The organism is Leeuwenhoekiella polynyae (assembly GCF_004104075.1).
GTDB classification, from domain to species: Bacteria; Bacteroidota; Bacteroidia; order Flavobacteriales; family Flavobacteriaceae; genus Leeuwenhoekiella; species Leeuwenhoekiella polynyae.
The window spans coordinates 59,015-77,207 of record NZ_QOVK01000007.1 but is presented as its reverse complement, the minus strand read 5'-3'; the positions used below and the strand labels follow the sequence as shown (position 1 = coordinate 77,207).

The following is an 18,193-nucleotide window of genomic DNA, read 5'->3' as shown; positions in this document are numbered from 1 at the left end:
TTAATGGCTGTTTTTAAAATTTTCGATTAGCGAATTCAGTTTAATCAATTCGTCTTCGGTGACGACTGCTTTCTGTCTAATCGTTATGGTATAATCTATAAGGTTTTTTACTGTTGCTTGCTCAACTCCGCTTTTTGCAGCGAGTTTCTCAATAAAAGCCGAATCTCTGTGATCTGTTGCCAGTGTATAACTACTTCTAATGTATTCCAGCAAATGATTGATTTGATGCATTGCGATCTGGTGGTTGTCTTTTTTATCGAGATACATTCCGGCAATCGTGCGCGTATAATCGAGTGTTTGATTAGGTAAAGGCTTTATGACAGGAATGCTGCGTTGCTTGCGTTTTCCTTCAAAATAAATCCATATCAAAGCGCCAATTAAGAGCGTGTACCACGACCATTTTAAATATTTGTTTGTAAGTATTAAATAGAGTGGAGATACTGCCTTAGCTTTGCTATTTTTATAATGTTGATCCAGATAGATCTTTCCTTCTTTAGGAAGGTAAGACAAAGCTTTAGCCGTATAACTCGCATTGAGACTGTCTAACATAAACACATTGGTAAAGCCTTCGGGAAAAGTATTGAGAATGACTGTGCCTTTTCTGTAAGGAGTTTTGATGAAATTAACTTTAGGCTCCAGAATCTTTGTAGAATCATTGTTTCTGATAAGATCGTAAACGCCTAGAATTGTGGTTTGGGTGGTGTCTATCTGATCAAAATAAACTGTGCCCACATCTTTATTCAAGCGATAAGGTTTTGAGGCCTTTAAAGATGGATTACTGAGGTTTGCTAACGGACGTTTTTTGAGTTCGCTGGTTTCCGAAAGATATTCTGTATTGAGACATAAACTATCCAGAATTGTTTCGCTAATTGCTTTTGATGCAACAAACAGCGTATTTCCTTTAGCTACCCAATCTAAAATCTTGGTGCTTTCTGAAGCATCATTGTAAACGCTGGAATTGAGAAAAAGATACGTGCCTTCAGGCGGATCTGTAGAATCTAGCAAAAATTCAAAAGGAGGAATATTGACGTCTTCTAAACGATCTTTATCAATAATTGAAGGAAGCTGATCGTAAAAAACATACGTACCAAATGGAATTTTATCTTGCTTCCCATAACCGGGGAACCAGTTTACAGGTTCGGGTTGTGTGGCTTCGCCAATAATTAGAAGCGAGAGAAAAACCACCAGAAGAACCGCCATTATTTTGTAACGTTTACTCATAACGTGGTGGTTATTTGTTTAAACTCTTTTTCTGCTTTTAGAAAATCGGTTTCATTCACATCAAAATTGCCGTACCAGATAAAATCATAAATACGGGTGAGTTTGGTAAAATCCTTGCGTAGACCTTCACTTTTAATTTCATAAACATAATCGGCATTCGTTTTTTGAACCTGCCAGTCTATAATATCCTTTTTTGATAATTTTTGAAGTACCAGTAAATAGTAAAAACGAACAGCAAGACGGTAGTTGTTTTCGTGAAGTGCCTGGGCGATCAAGCTTTCTATATCATGGGTCTCTATGATATCCTGCTCATCAGAAAGAATCACTTTATTAAGTTCTGTATTTTTAAGAGGAGAACTTCCCAGATCAATTCTCAAGAAAAGCCATATTAAAAATACGAGAACTCCTGCAATGAGTAGGTAAGGTAAAGCTTTGACTAAAAACCCCAGAATTCCCGTAGCTTCATTTCCCTGAAGAATCCAGTTTATAAAAGAACTCCATACTTCATTGATCCAGTTTTTAAAACGTGTCCAAATGTTATCTGGTGGAACTAACTCAACATAATCAAAAGCTTCGTCTTGTTTTAATTCTTGTAGAGCTTGATCATCAAACTGCAATGGGGTAATAGCACTTTTATCATATTGAACTTCCTGAATAAATTCAGTAGAATCAATACTTGCCGTCTGGCAAATGCAACCAAAAGAATATAGAAAAACGAATATGTAAATCAGGTTTCTAATCATTGCCAGAACCTATACTTTCTATAGTTTCAAAAGTTCCGGTTTGATTCTTTTTTTCATTCAAATTGAAATAAATAAAAGCGATCGCTATTGCGAAAATTCCTGCTAAGATGTATTGAACAGCAGAGGAGAGTACATTCAATAAAACATAAACCCAATCAAACATACTAGATAGATCTCCCTGAGATATCTGTTCTGCGGAAGCAAAACCTTTACCTACAGTATAAATAATTGCGGGTAACGAGAATACTAAGTTCGCAACATACATCAGCAAGCCTAAAATAAACATAGTGGCAAAAGTGATCCACCATTCGTTTTTAACCAATTTAAAACTATCTGAAATAGAATCACCTACAGATTGATTTTGGAAGACCAAAATCGCCCAGGTTAATGATAACGGAACAGCAACATATACTCCTGGAAAAAAGCAAAGCATAAAACCAAAAAAGATCATTATTGCAATTAGAAATGTAAGACCGGTCAAATTTCCCAAATCATGACGTACTAAACCTTTAAGTTCATCTTGGTCAACAACGCCTTGGTTTTCGATATATAGTTTAATAAAGTTGAGTACCGTTCCATAAAGCACTCCATAATAAAAAAACACAGCAATAAATAAGCCTATTAACGGCAGTATAATATTAGCAGCGTTAAACATATCATTGCTAAACATGTCAAAATCTGTTGAGATCCCTGTGTAGTATGCAGATATACCTATTAAGATTAAAAAAGGTATTGCAGCATTGCGCAGTAAAGCTTTAAACAGGGGTTTGTATTCCAGACGGAGAAATTTAAAGGTGTCTGTAATTATCTCTCCTAATTCACGTTGCTTTTTAAAAGTGATCAGTTCTTTCATTTAATCGATGTAGTTGTTTTTTATAAGCGATTCTAGGGTATACGACGTAGTAAAACAAAATTAGTAACAAAGAAATACCAATAATTAAAATGGCAAGCCAGTCTGGCATTTCGGTATGGCGGGTTACAAAACCTTCTAGAAAACCCGCAATAATAAAAAACGGAATGGTACTCACCACAATTTTGAGTCCGTCTTTCATACTGCGTTTAAACGATTCGAGTCGGGTATAGGTTCCCGGAAATAAAATTCCATTTCCTAAAACCAATCCCGCAGCACCCGCAATAATGATTACTGAAATTTCAATAGTACCGTGAATCCAAATCGTGCGTACAGATTCCCATAATAAACCTTTATCGTAAAAGAAATATTGAAAAGAACCCAGCATCACGCCGTTTTGCATCATCATATAAAGCGAACCAATGCTAAAAAGTATTCCCAGAATAAATGCCATAAGCGCAACTCTGATGTTGTTTACGGTAATACCCATAAACATCTCTACTTCGTTCATTTCTTTGTAAACACGCATCGGGTCGTTATTCTGAATATTCTCTAAAGTCATATTGACGTAACCATCACCCAGAATACTGCGCACATACGCCCCATCTGTTGCAGCACTATAAGCACCAATGATGCAAAAGATCAAAAAGGTAGCAAAAGAAAGTAATAATTGTTTTTGATATTTATACATTAAAACCGGGAACTCTTCAGTAAAAAAAGTGATAAACCTGCGGCTAGACTCGCGCTTGGTCTTATAGATCTTTTGATGGGATTGAGACGCCAGATAATTGAGATACTGCGTAGTTTTACTTTTTGGGTAAAAAGTTTTAGCATAACTCAGATGATCTGTAACCTCAAGATACAAGGCAGATAACTCGTCTGGAGATAAATCAAATTGATTCCCTTCCAGAACGTTTTCAAATCTTAACCATTTATCCTTATTTTGCTTCACAAAAGCCGCCTCGCGCATGGTCTGGTTATTCGTTTAATTAATCAGGTTCGATTCCCTGTTTAGCGATGTGTAGTTTAATTATTTTAGAGATAAACTCTAAATTCTAAAATCCTACTTAATAGGTAAAGAAAAAGAATTCATGGATAACTTTCAAATTGAAACCGCACAAAATGTGAGCATTCAGCAGCATGTAGCGGGAATAGGGGATCGCATACTGGGCTACCTCATTGATTTATTGATATTAGGCGCATACTGGATCGCTTCAATCTTTTTAGTAACGGCTTTTGGATTAGATTCTAACGAAGGTTCTTCCATCAATATTTATTTTATGATTATAGGGATTCCGTCGTTTTTATACTTTCTCTTTTTTGAAGGATTCTGGGACGGTCGCACACCGGGTAAAGCAGCTTTGGGTTTACGGGTGGTAAAATTAGACGGATCTAAACCGGGCTTTGGAAGCTTTTTTGTGCGTTGGATTATGCGCGTAATCGATGTGACCTTAACTACGGGCGGTGTTGCTGTTTTTACCATTCTTTTAAATGGAAAAGGTCAGCGTTTAGGAGATATCGCTGCCGGAACCACTGTTGTGACCGAACGTAAAAAAGTGCGTATAAGCCACACCATATTAGAAAACATAGCTGAAGATTATATACCAAAATACCCACAGGTAACCGTTTTTACCGATGCAGATATACAGAAAGTGAAAACGGTTTACAGCGATGCTAAGCGCTATTCTAAACACAAAGTTATTTTAAAGCTGAGCGAAAAACTTGCCAAAACGATGCAGGTAACACCAGAAGAAACACCGTTTGCATTTGTAGATCGTGTTCTTAAGGACTATAACTACTACACCCAGAAATAAATGGAAAGTATTGCAGACATCATCGATATTTTAGGTACGATTGCTTTTGCGATTTCCGGAGTGATTACCGCAACAAAAAAGCGGATGGATCTTTTTGGGATTCTCATTATTGCGACTGTAACTTCAGTAGGTGGTGGTACACTTAGAGATCTTCTCATTGGTAAATCACCGGTTACATGGTTACTCAATTCAACCTTTGTTTATATTATCGTGATCACTACCGTAGTAGGTATTATCTTTAGAAAGCAACTACGCTATGTGCGCCGGTCTTTATTTTTGTTTGATACCATAGGTATTGCCTTGTATACCATTACTGGAGTAGAAATAGCCCTTTTGGTAAATTTAGACCCTGTTATTTGTGTGGCTTTGGGTACGATAACGGCCTGTTTTGGAGGTGTGATTCGGGATATTCTGTGTAATGAGATTCCTGTTATTTTTAGAAAAGAAATCTATGCGAGTGCTTGTATAGCTGGTGGTTCTTTATATGTAATTTTACATTCTTATGGCATATCTTCTGGTATAAATGCGGTAGTTTCAGGTTTTGTGGTTGTACTTATCAGAACACTTGCGGTGATCTATGAGTTGCAATTACCTTCAATTTACAGCAAAGCAGAACGCGATCAAAACTAGCCATTTTCGGTATTAATTAATTCAATGATTATGGGAAAACAACTTCCGCAGCTTACAGACAAATTAAAGGAATTCATCAGCAATCAAAAAATATTCTTTGTGGGGACAGCGGCAGAAACCGGTCGCGTGAATGTCTCACCTAAAGGGATGGCAACTTTTTATATTCTCAACGAGCAGGAGGTTTTGTGGCTCAATATGACCGGTAGCGGTAATGAGACTGCTGCTCATATGCTTAAAGATCCCAGAATGACCATTATGTTTTGTTCATTTGATAAGAATCCGTTGATTTTAAGGCTGTATGGCAAAGGCGAAGTGTTTCACGAACGTGATGAAGCATTTGGTAAATACATCACTCATTTTGAAGAGACTGCCGGAGCTCGTCAAATTTTTAAATTAAATATCGACCTGGTACAAACGTCTTGCGGTTTTGGAGTTCCTTTTATGGAATATACCGGTGAGCGCGAGACCTTAAAAGTCTGGTCAGAGCAAAAAGGGGAGCGTGGTATAAAAGAATACTGGACAGAAAAAAATCAAACCAGTATCGACGGACTAGAAACCGGGATTTTTGAATAAAGATCCCAACTGAATTATTTTATTTAAAAACAAGATTATTTAATCAACTCGGCCTCCAGATAGACATTTTCTATAGGCCACTCGTTGTCGTCCGTTTTCAGTTTGTTTATTTCATCAACGACATCCATTCCTTTAGTCACATGGCCAAAAACAGTATGTTCACCATCCAGATGATGTGCACCGCGTTCTGGCACTACGATAAACCATTCAAAAGGAGAAGAAGCATCACTTATGTTTTGCTCCAGATATTTCGCCGCAGAAAAAGCACCTCTTACGTGTGGGTGATTGGGACTTGATTCATTCGGAATTAAATAATTACCGATGCGTTGACGTTTTTTTGGAGTTTCGTAGCCATCACTGTTACCACCTTGCACAACAAAATCGAGTGCGTTTCGGTGAATCATCGTATCATCAAAATAGCCTTGTTTTACCAGTAATATAAAATTAGCCCGGTGCAGCGGCGTATCTCTGTAGAGTTGAATTTCAATATTCCCAAACTTAGTTTTGATGCGCACACGCGTCTCGGGATTCTTTTTTCCGTATTCCGTCAGAAATGGAATAAGCTCTGCTTGAGATTCAATAATTGATCCCGCTTTCTTTTTTAATTTCTCATTTTCGGCTTTTGCTTTTTGCTCAGGAGTGCTATCTACAACTTTCTCAACGATTTGCGGTTCGGTTGTTTTTTGTTTTGATTTTTTATCTTCACAGCTGACTCCGGTTAAAACCAAAACGAGTAATATTAAAGTAAATGAGATACGCATAAATGCAGTTTGAAGAGTTTGTAAAACGAATGCCAAAACTAAGCAATTTGACCTTATTGGGACAAGAAGCTCAATTCTTAATGGCCCCTGATGAGCGCATACGTGCGTTAAAAGATGTAGATATTGAGTCAAAAAATCCCAGGTGGGCAGGAGTGATGGCTGTATTTTATCCTAATGAAACAGGAGAGACAATGCTGGTTTTAATTCTGCGAAAAACCTATAAAGGTGTTCATAGTAATCAGGTAGGCTTCCCTGGAGGCAAGGCTGAAGATTTTGATGCTTCATTAGAAGAAACTGCTTTACGGGAAACCGAAGAAGAGATAGGAGTAGATCGTGATACCATCGAAGTCATCAAAAAATTGACAAAAATTTACATACCACCCAGTAACTTTTGGGTTCAACCCTATATAGGAATTGTGCGATCTAAGCTAACTTTTACAAAAGAAGAGGCAGAGGTCGAAGCGATTCTTGAAGTTCCTTTGACAGAGTTTTTAGATGATAAAAAGGTGATCAAACAGCGTATAGATACTTCTTACGGTACTATGTTAGAAGTACCTGCTTTTTACCTTGCAGAGCGCGTAGTATGGGGTGCAACAGCAATGATGCTTAGCGAAGTTAAGTGGGCGCTTCAACAATTAGATTGAGTTTCGGTATATAGTTTGAAGTTTTAATTTTATATTTCACAATTATCCTTTCATTACGTAATAAAAACTATGGGACTTTTAAAAACCAATCCGTTTGGGCATTATGACTTCATCAAGAAGTGGCTTATCCGTATTGCTGGTGCGATGTCACACAGACGTTACCGAGGTTTTAATGCATTGCAAATAGAAGGTTCTGAAATCATAAAAGAATTGCCTAATACAAATGTGCTCTTTGTATCGAATCATCAAACTTATTTTGCAGACGTGGTGGCGATGTTTCATGTGTTTAATGCAAGTCTAAGCGGTAGGGTTGATAGTATAAAAAACGTGGGTTACTTGTGGCAACCTAAACTCAATATCTACTATGTAGCAGCCAGTGAGACAATGCGCAGCGGACTATTACCGCGTATAATGGCTTATGCCGGTGCGGTTTCGGTGAGTAGAACCTGGCGTTCAAAAGGAAAAGAAGTAGACCGACCTGTGAATCTTAGTGATACCGAAAATATAGGTATTGCGCTGCACGATGGTTGGGTAATTACATTTCCACAGGGAACTACAAAACCCTGGAAACCCATTCGTAAAGGAACTGCACACATCATCAAGCAATACAAACCGGTTGTTGTACCTATCGTGATTGATGGGTTTAGACGCTCTTTTGATAAAAAGGGAATTCGTATCAAAAAGCGGGGTATCCTTCAAACTATGGAAATTAAAAAACCTTTGGATATTGATTATGAAAACGACTCTGTAGAAGATATCGTAGAAATGATCGAGTACGCTATAGAACAACATCCTTCCTTTTTAAAGGTTATTCCGCAAGAAGAATTACAGAAAGAAGAAGAGCTCAATCAAACAAGACGTTGGGATTACTAATCAGCGAGTTAGTTTTTTTACTTCGGCTTTTTACATTAAAGAGATTTAAAACTAATTTCTCTTTAACATTTATTTGGCATAAGACTTGCAACTTATTCAAGTAAAGAATGTTAAATATTGATTTTGACTTGATTTTTCTTTAACCTTTGCATACTATTAATGTAAATATTGCGTTAAACCCCAAAATCAAGCACACCCAAAAATTGTTTATGAAAAAAATAAATGTGTTTATCCTATTGCTAGTAGTAGCAATAGCTTCAAAAGTAACTGCCCAAGAACTTCCATTTAAAGATTGTATTGATGCCCCTCTGGAAGATTTTAATAGTTCTGTCTTAACTTCTCAATTATATTCTCAGATTTCTAAAGACCCTACTATGAAGCGTCTTGTTGATCAAAAGAAGATGGCTGTAGGTATTGTGAGTCTTGATGATCCTAATGCGATTCAATATGCCGGTCTCAACGGTGAAGAAATGATGTACGCTGCGAGTTTACCTAAAATCGCTATTCTTCTTTCTGCAATGGATGCTATTGATAAAGGAGAATTGAAGGAAACTGCAGAGATTAAAAAAGATATGTGGTTGATGATTAGTAAATCTAACAACCAAGCCAGTACGCGTATGATAGATCGTCTAGGATATGATAAAATATCTAGTGTATTACAAAGCGATAAATACAAATTATACGATAAAGCTCACGGTGGTGGTTTATGGGTAGGTAAGCGTTATGCTGCTGCCGGTGAACGCAGACCAGATCCTATTAAGGGATTGAGTCACGCAGCTACCGCAGAACAGGTTTGTAGATTTTACTATAAATTAGTTACCGGTAAATTGGTAAGTCCAGAGCGTTCTAAAGCAATGCTTGATATTATGGAGAACCCTTCTTTACACCACAAATTTGTAAATACGCTAGAACGCATTGCACCTAATGCACGTTTGTTTAGAAAATCGGGTTCATGGAAACAGTACCACTCCGATTCTATTTTAGTTTGGGGAGATAATGGTCGTAAATATATTCTTGTAGCTTTAGTTGAAGATCCTAACGGAGAACAAATTATAAGAAATTTAGTATTTCCAGTAGAGAAAGCTATCCAAAAATCTCGAACTTTACTCGCAAGTGCTACAAAAGGCGCTGGCAGTATAGGTGATTAGGAAATTTCTAAAAAAGACGTTTAATATAAGAGATGGTGAAATCACCATCTCTTTTTTCATGCAGTTATACGTCTTTTTGATCATTACCATTTTATTGATCGTAAAGCCTATAGTAAATGCCCTTTTTCTCGAAGGGTTGGGTGCAGATAATCTTGCTTTTGGATATCTTTTTATAGCTGCGACGGCTATAATCACTTCTTATTTTTACAATCAGGCGGTAAGGCGTTATTCTCTGAGGCGTATTATGGTCTCTTCGCTTGTTTTTTTTGCTTTTGCATTTATTCTCTTAAGTGTATTGTATAAAATGCAGGTAATTGGATCAGCAACACTATACATCTATTATGTTATAAGCGGAATTTTTGCTGTTCTCACTACCAGTCAGTTTTGGTTACTGGCGAATATGGTTTTTAATGCCAGAGAAGCAAAACGGTTGTTTGGTTTTATAGGATCTGGAGCAATTGCAGGAGGAATTTTTGGGGGATATTTAACTACTATTCTGGTACCCTATATCGGTAATGGAAATATGTTGCTTATAGCTTCTATTTTTATTTTAGCTTGTATTCCACTGCTTTCAATGATTTATAAGAAGGGCTATGTAAGCAGAGCATCAAGATCTGCCAATGCTCATCATAATATGGGCGATACCGCCTTTAAACTGCTCTTAAAATCAAAGCATTTAACTTTTTTAGCTTTAATAATAGGTTTAGGGGTTATTGTTGCAAAACTGGTAGATTTCCAGTTTAGTGACTTTGCCAGCCGAGCTATACCAGATGCTGATCGCTTGGCATCATTTTTTGGGTTTTGGTTTTCTACCTTCAACCTGGTTTCTTTAGGTATTCAGTTATTTCTAACCAATCGTGTAGTAGAAAAATTAGGTGTAAACAGTTCGCTATTGATCCTTCCATTAGGTATAGCTTTAGGTTCCTTGTTATTTTTAACATTTCCGGAGCTATGGGTGTTGATCATCATAAAAGGCTTAGACGGCAGCTTAAAACAATCGGTTAATAAAGCGGCTACTGAGTTGGCTATGGTTCCTATTTCATTAGAAATTAAAAATCGTACAAAGTCATTTATTGATGTTGTGATAGATAGCGTTGCGACCGGTATAGCGGGGTGTTTATTGATCTTTGTAATCAAAGGACTTTCGCTTCCTTCAAACTATGTTACCGTAATTATTCTGTTCTTGATCCTCATTTGGATTGTAGGTGTTTTCAAAGTACGTGATTCTTATTTTAAAAGTTTTAGACAAAGTCTTAGGGAGGCAGTAGAGCTCTCAGAAGGAACATCAAGAAGAAAGCGTAAATCCCCTTTAGAATTAGGAAAGCGTATTTTAAGCTCCAATGATACTGAACAAATTGTGCGTTACTTAGAGCATATAAATCCACGGAACGCTAAAATTTTACGGAATAAAATAATCCCTCTTTTAGAACACGAGGATGATGCTGTTAAAATAGCTGCGATCGGTCAACTGTATCATTATCCAGAAGGTACAGCGTTAGAGGCTGTGCGCAAAATGGTGTATTTAAAAGATGACGAAGTGGTTTATGCAGCGATGAATTATCTGATCATGCATACATCGCTAAACGATAATCGAATATTTGATTCTTATCTTAATAATAGCAGCGATTATATCGCTCATGCTGCATTGTTATGTTTGGCAAAAGAGGCTAGAAAAAATAAAAAAATAGCTTCTAGATATAATCTGGAGCTGCGTATTGAGCTTTGGCTTGCCGAACTCGAGTTGCCCAACAGTGACCATCGTCCGGAAGAATTATCCTTCTTATTAGAATCCATAGGTTACGCTCAGATTCCACAATTTTATTCGTTTATCTCGGCGAACTTTAATAACCGAAATCCACATATTGTAAGTCATGCGATTGAAGCTGCCGGAATTTCTGGAGAGCCTATGTTCATTGATGCGCTTATCGACTTTTTAACGGTAAAAGAATATCGTAGTGTTGCAATTGAAGCCTTAAAAAATTACGGAGAATCCATCAGTGAAGTTTTACTTGCCCGCGAAGCCGAAAAGCTGTTGAAGAATAATACTAAAAAATACATTCCGGCGGTAATTCAAACTTTTGAAACTCAAGCTTCAGTGCGAGTGCTGTTGCGCTTGTTAAAGAGTAGAGATAATTTGATACGCAGAGCTTCAGCAAAATCTTTATATAGACTTAAGACTAAAAATCCGAAACTCAATTTCTTTCCGAAGGCAATTTTTAGATCATTACTAGAATATACGTTTGAGTATCGCGATATCGTAAGCAGTCGTAAAGTGATCAAAAGTAATTTTAATGCTGAAGCCTACGAGCGCTTACTTTCATCTGATGATAAAGTTGAATTGGAAGTAGCGCGCAAAGGATTGCTAGAAATTCTTGATAAGCAGCTTGAGTTAAGAATTGATACCATTTTTAAGTTGCTGGCTGTGTATTATAGCAGAAAAGATCTTGATGTCGCCTATAAAGGCTTTATTAGTACAGATAGAGATACACGCGCGAACGCTATTGAGTTTTTAGATAATATTCTTTCTCCAAAATTAAAGCACATTTTGTTGCCGCTCTTAGAGCTTGCTATAATTGAAGATGCAGATGTTTATGAGGAAATACTCATAGACTCTGACATAAGCTTTAATAAGGCTTTAATTAAACTTATTGAAGTAGGGGATGGTCATTTGAGATTACCTGTCATCTATCTGATACAATTTTTAGGAGATACTACTTTTTTACCATTATTGGCAGAATTACAAATAACAGCAAAGAATAAAGAGGTTCGTTCTTTTGCTTCTTTAGCTCTTAAAAAATTACAACCCGCGTTAATAGATTCTTTAAAAGATTAATTTTTTGAAGTTTCTTTTTTTAGTGTGCTTAAGAGTTTGAGTAGCGTTTGCTGAAAAACCCCATTACCCTCTTCAGGTAAGTCTGTGTTTTTAAATAATGAAGCTATTTTCTGCGGAATTGAAACTGCACGTTCTTTTAGTGCTTTGCCTTGTTCTGTAAGAGCACTTGTTACAATGCGTTCATCTTCTTTTTACGCGTTCGTTTGATGAGCTTTTTCTGTTCTAATCTTTTCAGAAGCGGAGGTAAGGTGTTTGATTCTAATACTAAACAGTTCCCTATCTCGTTTACTGTTTGTAAATCATTTTCCCAAAGAACTAAAAGCACTAAGTATTGAGGGTAGGTAAGGTCTAGTTCTTTTAGTAACGGAGCGTATAATTTTGTCGTAAGTCGTGATACCGCATAAAGCGGAAAACAAAACTGATTTTCTAAATGTAAAACCGAATCATCTTCGATTTATAGTAATCTTTTGATTGAAGCTTCCATCTTTTGCGGTTTAGTAATAGGGGCATAGCGCTTTATGGGCTTTCCGTTTTTGTCTATGAGAAATTTAGTGAAATTCCATTTTATTTTGCTTCCTAACAATCCACTTAATTCTGATTTTAAGTATTTAAAAATCGGGTGAGTTTGAGAACCATTAACATCAACTTTATCAAACATCGTAAAGCTAACGCCATAATTTACCTGACAAAAGGCTTCAATATCATCTGCAGATCCGGGCTCTTGATTTCCGAATTGATTACACGGAAAACCTAAAATTTCAAGACCTTGGTCTCTATACTTCTCATACAATGCTTCAAGTCCTTCATATTGCGGTGTAAGTCCGCATTTGCTCGCAGTATTTACAACGACAACTGTTTTACCTTTATAAGCTCTCATAGGTATAGTTTTTCCTTGTAGTGTTTTTGCTTCCAGATCATAAAAATTCATAGCTATTTATTTTTAGGCTTTTTCAAATAAGTAATTGCACCGGTAGACCAAAGCGCCCAAAGAATGAGAACCGGCTGAAAAAATAAACGAATTAAACGCTTTAGACCTGTATCTAGACCAAAAGCATCTATACCATTAGTGTACTGTGAGATATTACCGGGAAAAATGAGAATGTAGAAAATCGCCAGAAAAAGTCCAATCTTCACCTTGTATTTAATAAGGAAAATCAATGCGAGACCCAGAAGAATTTCCGTTACACCGGAAGCTAAAACTACAAAATCTATAAAGCCAGGATCAGTTGGCAGCCAGCGTGGCACCTGTGCCTGAAATTCATCCCGTTGAAAAGTGAGGTGACCTATACCAGCCAGTGTCATCATAGCACCTAGAATTACCCGAAATACGTTTTGAGTAGTTGAAGTTTTCATAGTATATCTTTTGCTCGATAATTGAGATTTAAATGCTTTGAGACTTGTCTCATTAAGTTTAATGCTTCGTGAGCTTGCCCCAAAGTAGTTTATGATTAAATCTAAGCACGACACAAATGTACTTTGATAAAGACGTTTAGAATACTATTTAAGTAAAGTTTAAATTATGTGTCTAGATTAAAATAAAATGCGAGCTCATAACTCAGATTATGAACTCGCATTTTAAGAGGTAATTTGTATTTGCTTACTTGTTAAACCTACTTCTTAAACATAGGTTTACTAAACGGTAACCATCTTAGTGTAATACCAGCTTCACCAAATTCAAAACCACTTGCCACTGCAGAAGCTATATTGCTATACTTTGCATAAAAGCCAAGATTGAATTGTGAAGAAAGGGTATAATTCACATTGAGTTCTGCTCTAAAAATACTGGTTGCTTTTTGGCTTTCTACAAACTGATAACCACCGGCAGCAACAGCGTGAATTTGAAAAGAGCCTAAGTCATTAAGCATTAAATCTGCAAAAACTTCAGTAGCTTGATATTTAGATGGACTGAAATACAACATATTCACCTGATTTTTATACCCTAAATACTGGTAATTGAAACCCATTTTTAAGGCTGGCTTTTTGGTCAATCCATAATACAAAGAAGTAAACAAAAGTTTGCGATTGTTCGCATCAGATTGCGCGGTGTAAATCATAGAAGTATACCAGCCTAAGCGCGTTGTAATCCCCCAGTTATAGTTTAAAAAGTAATCGTTTAGAGCGATTTTTTCTTCAATCAATTCCGCATTAAAATTCTGTAATGCTCTTCTATACCCAACTTCAAGATTTTGACGTTTAGCCGGCTTCGTTTTTAAACTTAATGAGCCTTGTACATCTGTATAATCTTTATCTGCAGTGAATGCTTTAATGAATCCGGCTTGTGTTTCCAGTTCAAAACCAGGTGCAACCATGTAATTCAGTTTCATACCTAATTCGTGAGCGTGGGCTTCTTGACCGCTAATTCCATTGCGGGTAGTACGATAACCGTATAAGGCTTCTGTTTTAAAAGCAGTTGAAAAAGGAAGCGCAATATTAATTCCATAGCTATATGCTGTATTCTCACCATTATCTTTAGTCACTGAAGCTCTTGTGCCCACAACAGGAGCATAAGAAAGATCTAATTTAGTGATCAAGCCTAATGCATCTTTCTGACCTTCATAATAGGTTAAGGTTTTTTGTGCGTAAGTGTATGCTTCTAGCGGATTGTCTGCAGCACGATAAGCATTTGCAATACCTAGATTTCCATCAAAAGAGGTAGAATCGTTGCTCAAGATGGTTTGATAAGCTTCTAATGAAGTCTTAAAATCTCCCGTATACATACCTAACATCGCTTGTAAAGCTAATACTGTTTTGTGCTGCGGAAAATCTTCAGATAAAGTTGTTATTTCTTGCTTTGCTTCAGCATACTTAGCATTCCATACTAAGGCTTGCGTATAGCGCTCTGCTGCCGGAAGAAATACCAAAGAATCTTTTTTGAATTGCTGAGCCATATTAAAAGCTTCCGTAGCAAAAGTCAAGGCTTTTTTATCTTTTTCGGCTAAATGAGAAACCAAAGCCAAACCTATTTTACCGGTAACACTATCTTTTGTAGAAGTATTGAAACCTGAATAAATACGAGTTGCTTCCTCAAAATTCTCGTTAGGTAAATAGATCGCTATTTTATTAAGTTCAGTATCACGATCATTAGGGAAATCTATTAGATTAGAATCGAGTAGGGCAAGAGCACGGTCTATTTGGTTAGCTTTCGCTAGTTGGCCTGCTTTTCCTAATCTTATATATTTTCTGGAAACCAAAGCATTTGCATTTCCGGGATCAGCTGATAAAGCTCTCTTTATATAAGTGAGTGCAGCATCATATTTTTTGAGATTAGAAAGTGTGTTAGCATAACCCAGCAATGCGCCAAAGTTCTCTGGATTGTTTTTTACCAGTTCTTTATAGACTGGCACGGCCTTTTTAAAGTCGTTATTCCATAAAAAAGCTTCTGCATAGTTGAGGTTAATTTCCAGATCTCCGGGATACTCTACACGCATTTCTTTAAAAAGCTCTAAAGCTTCAGCAGGATTCCCGCCCAGACCTAAAGCACGTGCATAACACAGTTGAGCGGTTTTGTTTTCAGGATATTCCTTTAAGATTTCAGCAAAAAATAATGCTGCTTTTTGGTTTTGTCCTGTTTCTAAATACTTGAAACCGGCGGTCATTTCTTGTGCCTGAGCACTAAAAAGAAATACAATTAATAAGACTGATGTAAATAGCGTTTTCATAACTAAGATTTGGTGTTAGCAAGTTAGCAGCGATACTTACATTTTTAATCTATAGGGATTTACCACTTACCGACACTTATCTGCATCTCACGGCTTTTTACCAATTCTGACTGCCTCATTTATAGGATAGCATCTTTCAAAACGAACTTGATCCGGTTCTTAAAAAACTAGCTAATACTATTAGAACGACAGTTTTTTAGCTATTTACGGTTTAACACTGCTATTTATACCATTCGTCTACAGTAAAATTCTGCTTAACGAAATTCAGATCAATAAAATGGATATGCAGCGCACATTTGCAGTATAAACTTTTAAAAACTACCACTATGTATTCATTTATCACAACTCCACAGTCTATTCAAATACGCGGCATCTTAAAAGCACAATCTGTTTCTGAACTAGCTGCAACTATTAATGAAGATTTCAGAAACCAAAAGAAAATAACAATTGACCTAAGCGTCTTAAATGAACTTACACTAACCACGGTAATGAAGCTGGTTCAGTTGCAAAATAATTATAGAAATAGCGGAAAGCTCATCTTATTCAGAGGAGTTGAGAATGCTTCTGTACGAGGTAGTTTCGGCCTTGCCGGAAAGAAATATTTATTAGATAATAAAGATTTTACTGTTCCTATGCTTGCCGCATAATCCTCATCAAACTAACGCCAAAAACAACAGTTATGCTTGCTATACCATTTATCAATTATAAAATCTCGCATCAACAGCTTTTTATGCTGAGTGCTTTACTTGTTAACGCAGGTAACTATGTCTATAATTTGATTCTGGGCCGTATTCTGGGACCAGAAGCATTTGCCGATGCTGCAATCTTAATAACCTTATTATTGGTTTTATCTTTTGCCGCAATGACCTTTCAGTTAGGGACGGCACGTTTTGTTGTTTTGATGAATGAACAAGAGCAACTTTTATTTTTACAGAAAATTAAAAAATGGGGAACCCACATCGGATTTTTACTGGGAGCTTGTTTTGTGATCTTCTCCTCATCCTTTCAGGAAGTTTTTCAGACGCAGTCACAGGCTATGTTTGTAGTGTTTGGTCTTTCAGTACCGTTATACTTTGTAATGAGTATCAACCGTGGTATTTTTCAGGGAAATCAAGATATGCTGAGTCTTGCCAAGACGTATCAAATCGAAATGTGGAGCAGGCTGGTTCTTACGATTTTGCTGATAGTTCTTTTCCACAAACAACCTGCTATAGGCGTTGCGATAGGAGTAGGACTTTCTCTGATACTGGCGCAATTCCCAAAAAATAAAACCCAAAAAGCAACAGGTCAACTCGATACAAAACTGAATAAAGAGGTATTGAACTTTTTTCTCATTACAGCTTTTTATGAGGGGACGCAGATCTTAATTAACAACAGTGACATCTTGATGGTCAAGCATTATTTTGATGCCAGGGAAGCCGGATTGTATGCCTCACTGGCACTTATAGGTCGCGTGGTTTATTTTGTTGCATGGATGTTTGTGATGATTTTGTTGCCGGTTGTAGTTGAGAAAAAGAAAAATGGCGAAGACACGCGTAAGATCCTATATAAATATATTGGTTATATAAGTATTCTTGCAGCCTCAGTTATAGCTACGTGCTTTATAGCTCCACAACTTATCGTTACAATAATGTTTGGCGAAGCATATTTGGAAGTAGCTTCATTACTGGGACCTTATGCTTTGGCTACAGGAATGTTTGCGATCGCTAATCTGTTTACCTATTACTTTTTATCCTTAGGAAAATACAAATCCGTATTTATAAGTTTCGTAGGCGGATTCCTTCAAATAAGTTTGATAGTCTTTCTTCATACCGATCTTATACAAGTTGTTTTTATGCAAATATTAAGTATGATTCTACTTTTGCTTGCTCAAATCCTATTTTTTATCAAAACAGAGCATTAATTTAAAATACTTGTAAGATTTTTTTGTAAGAAAGCATCTAGAAATCGTATCAAGATTAATTCATATCAATAAAATGCTAAAATATGTGTATTTCATCGAAAATAATTGCTTTTAATAGATGAATGGTTGTATATTTGGGATGTATTACAAACAAAACCCCCAACAAAATGCTTAAAATTACTACGCTGCTTATTTTCTTTTTTGTGTCTACTGCTCTTCTAGCTAATGATACTAAAGATTCAAAACCATTTCTTGAAACAACAAGTATTAGCGCTGAAAGCGTAAAGATTGTTCTTGAAAATTCAGATATGAATTTTAAAACTGAATTGAAAAAATCAGAACAGGTAGCATCAGAATTACCTGCTGCAATTTTAAGATTATACCAACTCGAGAAAGTGAACTTTACCGGTGTTACGATTTATGCACACAAGCCACTTGAACTTGCTAATATAAAGAACCCTATTAAAGCTGTATAATTCCCCCAAATTATATTTTGATTTCCCCAAATCATGATTGATTCCATTTAAACTCAAAGCCCTAA

19 protein-coding genes are annotated in these 18,193 nt (G+C 36.5%); 10 read left to right on the top strand and 9 right to left on the bottom strand.

The features are described from left to right. From DSM02_RS09895 to DSM02_RS09880, 4 genes are read right to left on the bottom strand one after another with little or no spacing between them, the layout of a single operon-like run. Positions 1-1,221 carry a DUF4350 domain-containing protein gene (locus DSM02_RS09895; RefSeq protein ID WP_128765480.1) on the bottom strand — a complete coding sequence of 407 codons (1,221 nt, stop codon included), beginning with the start codon at positions 1,219-1,221 and terminating at the stop codon, positions 1-3. Then, the gene (locus DSM02_RS09890) at positions 1,218-1,964 is read right to left on the bottom strand and encodes a DUF4129 domain-containing protein (protein ID WP_128765479.1); all 747 of its coding nucleotides are present in this window, start codon (positions 1,962-1,964) and stop codon (positions 1,218-1,220) included. The genes DSM02_RS09895 and DSM02_RS09890 overlap by 4 nt, the downstream gene beginning before the upstream one ends. Beyond that, entirely contained in the window at positions 1,957-2,817 is an 861-nt protein-coding gene (locus DSM02_RS09885; protein WP_128765478.1) for a YciC family protein, read from the bottom strand. The genes DSM02_RS09890 and DSM02_RS09885 overlap by 8 nt, the downstream gene beginning before the upstream one ends. Then, complete coding sequence (locus DSM02_RS09880; RefSeq protein ID WP_128765477.1) at positions 2,795-3,784, bottom strand: stage II sporulation protein M; 990 nt, start codon at positions 3,782-3,784, stop codon at positions 2,795-2,797. Before DSM02_RS09880 ends, DSM02_RS09885 begins: the two co-directional genes overlap by 23 nt. A gap of 121 nt (positions 3,785-3,905) precedes the next feature. On the opposite strand from DSM02_RS09880, the gene DSM02_RS09875 reads away from it, so the two are divergent. Genes DSM02_RS09875 through DSM02_RS09865 form a run of 3 tightly spaced genes read left to right on the top strand, consistent with a single transcriptional unit; the run spans position 3,906 to position 5,831 of the window. Beyond that, on the top strand, positions 3,906-4,628 hold the full coding sequence (locus DSM02_RS09875; protein WP_128765476.1) for an RDD family protein: 723 nt from the start codon (positions 3,906-3,908) through the stop codon (positions 4,626-4,628). Beyond that, entirely contained in the window at positions 4,629-5,258 is a 630-nt protein-coding gene (locus DSM02_RS09870; protein WP_128765475.1) for a trimeric intracellular cation channel family protein, read from the top strand. A gap of 30 nt (positions 5,259-5,288) precedes the next feature. Beyond that, on the top strand, positions 5,289-5,831 hold the full coding sequence (locus DSM02_RS09865; RefSeq protein WP_128765474.1) for a pyridoxamine 5'-phosphate oxidase family protein: 543 nt from the start codon (positions 5,289-5,291) through the stop codon (positions 5,829-5,831). A 35-nt stretch (positions 5,832-5,866) separates the two neighbouring features. Here DSM02_RS09865 and DSM02_RS09860 read toward each other — a convergent pair whose 3' ends face one another. Then, a complete protein-coding gene (locus DSM02_RS09860) occupies positions 5,867-6,592 on the bottom strand; it encodes a peptidylprolyl isomerase (protein ID WP_128765473.1) in 726 nt (241 codons plus the stop codon). A 2-nt stretch (positions 6,593-6,594) separates the two neighbouring features. On the opposite strand from DSM02_RS09860, the gene DSM02_RS09855 reads away from it, so the two are divergent. From DSM02_RS09855 to DSM02_RS09840, 4 genes are all read left to right on the top strand, one after another. Continuing rightward, the gene (locus DSM02_RS09855; protein WP_128765472.1) at positions 6,595-7,236 is read left to right on the top strand and encodes an NUDIX hydrolase; all 642 of its coding nucleotides are present in this window, start codon (positions 6,595-6,597) and stop codon (positions 7,234-7,236) included. A gap of 69 nt (positions 7,237-7,305) precedes the next feature. Then, entirely contained in the window at positions 7,306-8,109 is an 804-nt protein-coding gene (locus DSM02_RS09850) for a lysophospholipid acyltransferase family protein (protein ID WP_128765471.1), read from the top strand. Positions 8,110-8,318: 209 nt separating this feature from the next. Continuing rightward, positions 8,319-9,257 carry a serine hydrolase gene (locus DSM02_RS09845; RefSeq protein ID WP_128765470.1) on the top strand — a complete coding sequence of 313 codons (939 nt, stop codon included), beginning with the start codon at positions 8,319-8,321 and terminating at the stop codon, positions 9,255-9,257. 58 nt (positions 9,258-9,315) lie between these two features. Then, positions 9,316-12,090, top strand: a complete 2,775-nt coding sequence (locus DSM02_RS09840) for an Npt1/Npt2 family nucleotide transporter (protein WP_128765469.1) — start codon at positions 9,316-9,318, stop codon at positions 12,088-12,090. A 169-nt stretch (positions 12,091-12,259) separates the two neighbouring features. Here the strand turns inward: DSM02_RS09840 and DSM02_RS20680 are convergent, their stop codons facing one another. From DSM02_RS20680 to DSM02_RS09820, 4 genes are all read right to left on the bottom strand, one after another. Beyond that, positions 12,260-12,415 (bottom strand): MarR family transcriptional regulator, encoded by a 156-nt coding sequence (locus DSM02_RS20680; RefSeq protein WP_262707847.1) that lies wholly within the window; start codon positions 12,413-12,415, stop codon positions 12,260-12,262. 129 nt (positions 12,416-12,544) lie between these two features. Then, positions 12,545-13,018, bottom strand: coding sequence for a glutathione peroxidase (locus tag DSM02_RS09830; RefSeq protein ID WP_128765468.1), 474 nt, complete (start codon positions 13,016-13,018; stop codon positions 12,545-12,547). A gap of 2 nt (positions 13,019-13,020) precedes the next feature. Continuing rightward, entirely contained in the window at positions 13,021-13,443 is a 423-nt protein-coding gene (locus tag DSM02_RS09825; protein WP_128765467.1) for a DoxX family protein, read from the bottom strand. A gap of 257 nt (positions 13,444-13,700) precedes the next feature. Next, positions 13,701-15,749 (bottom strand): tetratricopeptide repeat protein, encoded by a 2,049-nt coding sequence (locus DSM02_RS09820; protein ID WP_128765466.1) that lies wholly within the window; start codon positions 15,747-15,749, stop codon positions 13,701-13,703. A 326-nt stretch (positions 15,750-16,075) separates the two neighbouring features. Here DSM02_RS09820 and DSM02_RS09815 point away from each other — a divergent pair, with 326 nt between their 5' ends. From DSM02_RS09815 to DSM02_RS09805, 3 genes are all read left to right on the top strand, one after another. Continuing rightward, positions 16,076-16,396, top strand: a complete 321-nt coding sequence (locus DSM02_RS09815) for a hypothetical protein (RefSeq protein ID WP_128765465.1) — start codon at positions 16,076-16,078, stop codon at positions 16,394-16,396. A gap of 32 nt (positions 16,397-16,428) precedes the next feature. Then, complete coding sequence (locus tag DSM02_RS09810; protein WP_128765464.1) at positions 16,429-17,652, top strand: oligosaccharide flippase family protein; 1,224 nt, start codon at positions 16,429-16,431, stop codon at positions 17,650-17,652. A gap of 167 nt (positions 17,653-17,819) precedes the next feature. Next, a complete protein-coding gene (locus tag DSM02_RS09805; protein ID WP_128765463.1) occupies positions 17,820-18,128 on the top strand; it encodes a hypothetical protein in 309 nt (102 codons plus the stop codon). Positions 18,129-18,193 lie beyond the last annotated feature (65 nt).

Coding starts and splice junctions, on each gene's coding strand:
- DSM02_RS09895 (WP_128765480.1), bottom strand. CDS start 1,221: ATGAGTAAACGTTACAAAATAATGGCGGTTCTTCTGGTGGTTTTTCTC.
- DSM02_RS09890 (WP_128765479.1), bottom strand. CDS start 1,964: ATGATTAGAAACCTGATTTACATATTCGTTTTTCTATATTCTTTTGGT.
- DSM02_RS09885 (WP_128765478.1), bottom strand. CDS start 2,817: ATGAAAGAACTGATCACTTTTAAAAAGCAACGTGAATTAGGAGAGATA.
- DSM02_RS09880 (WP_128765477.1), bottom strand. CDS start 3,784: ATGCGCGAGGCGGCTTTTGTGAAGCAAAATAAGGATAAATGGTTAAGA.
- DSM02_RS09875 (WP_128765476.1), top strand. CDS start 3,906: ATGGATAACTTTCAAATTGAAACCGCACAAAATGTGAGCATTCAGCAG.
- DSM02_RS09870 (WP_128765475.1), top strand. CDS start 4,629: ATGGAAAGTATTGCAGACATCATCGATATTTTAGGTACGATTGCTTTT.
- DSM02_RS09865 (WP_128765474.1), top strand. CDS start 5,289: ATGGGAAAACAACTTCCGCAGCTTACAGACAAATTAAAGGAATTCATC.
- DSM02_RS09860 (WP_128765473.1), bottom strand. CDS start 6,592: ATGCGTATCTCATTTACTTTAATATTACTCGTTTTGGTTTTAACCGGA.
- DSM02_RS09855 (WP_128765472.1), top strand. CDS start 6,595: ATGCAGTTTGAAGAGTTTGTAAAACGAATGCCAAAACTAAGCAATTTG.
- DSM02_RS09850 (WP_128765471.1), top strand. CDS start 7,306: ATGGGACTTTTAAAAACCAATCCGTTTGGGCATTATGACTTCATCAAG.
- DSM02_RS09845 (WP_128765470.1), top strand. CDS start 8,319: ATGAAAAAAATAAATGTGTTTATCCTATTGCTAGTAGTAGCAATAGCT.
- DSM02_RS09840 (WP_128765469.1), top strand. CDS start 9,316: ATGCAGTTATACGTCTTTTTGATCATTACCATTTTATTGATCGTAAAG.
- DSM02_RS09830 (WP_128765468.1), bottom strand. CDS start 13,018: ATGAATTTTTATGATCTGGAAGCAAAAACACTACAAGGAAAAACTATA.
- DSM02_RS09825 (WP_128765467.1), bottom strand. CDS start 13,443: ATGAAAACTTCAACTACTCAAAACGTATTTCGGGTAATTCTAGGTGCT.
- DSM02_RS09820 (WP_128765466.1), bottom strand. CDS start 15,749: ATGAAAACGCTATTTACATCAGTCTTATTAATTGTATTTCTTTTTAGT.
- DSM02_RS09815 (WP_128765465.1), top strand. CDS start 16,076: ATGTATTCATTTATCACAACTCCACAGTCTATTCAAATACGCGGCATC.
- DSM02_RS09810 (WP_128765464.1), top strand. CDS start 16,429: ATGCTTGCTATACCATTTATCAATTATAAAATCTCGCATCAACAGCTT.
- DSM02_RS09805 (WP_128765463.1), top strand. CDS start 17,820: ATGCTTAAAATTACTACGCTGCTTATTTTCTTTTTTGTGTCTACTGCT.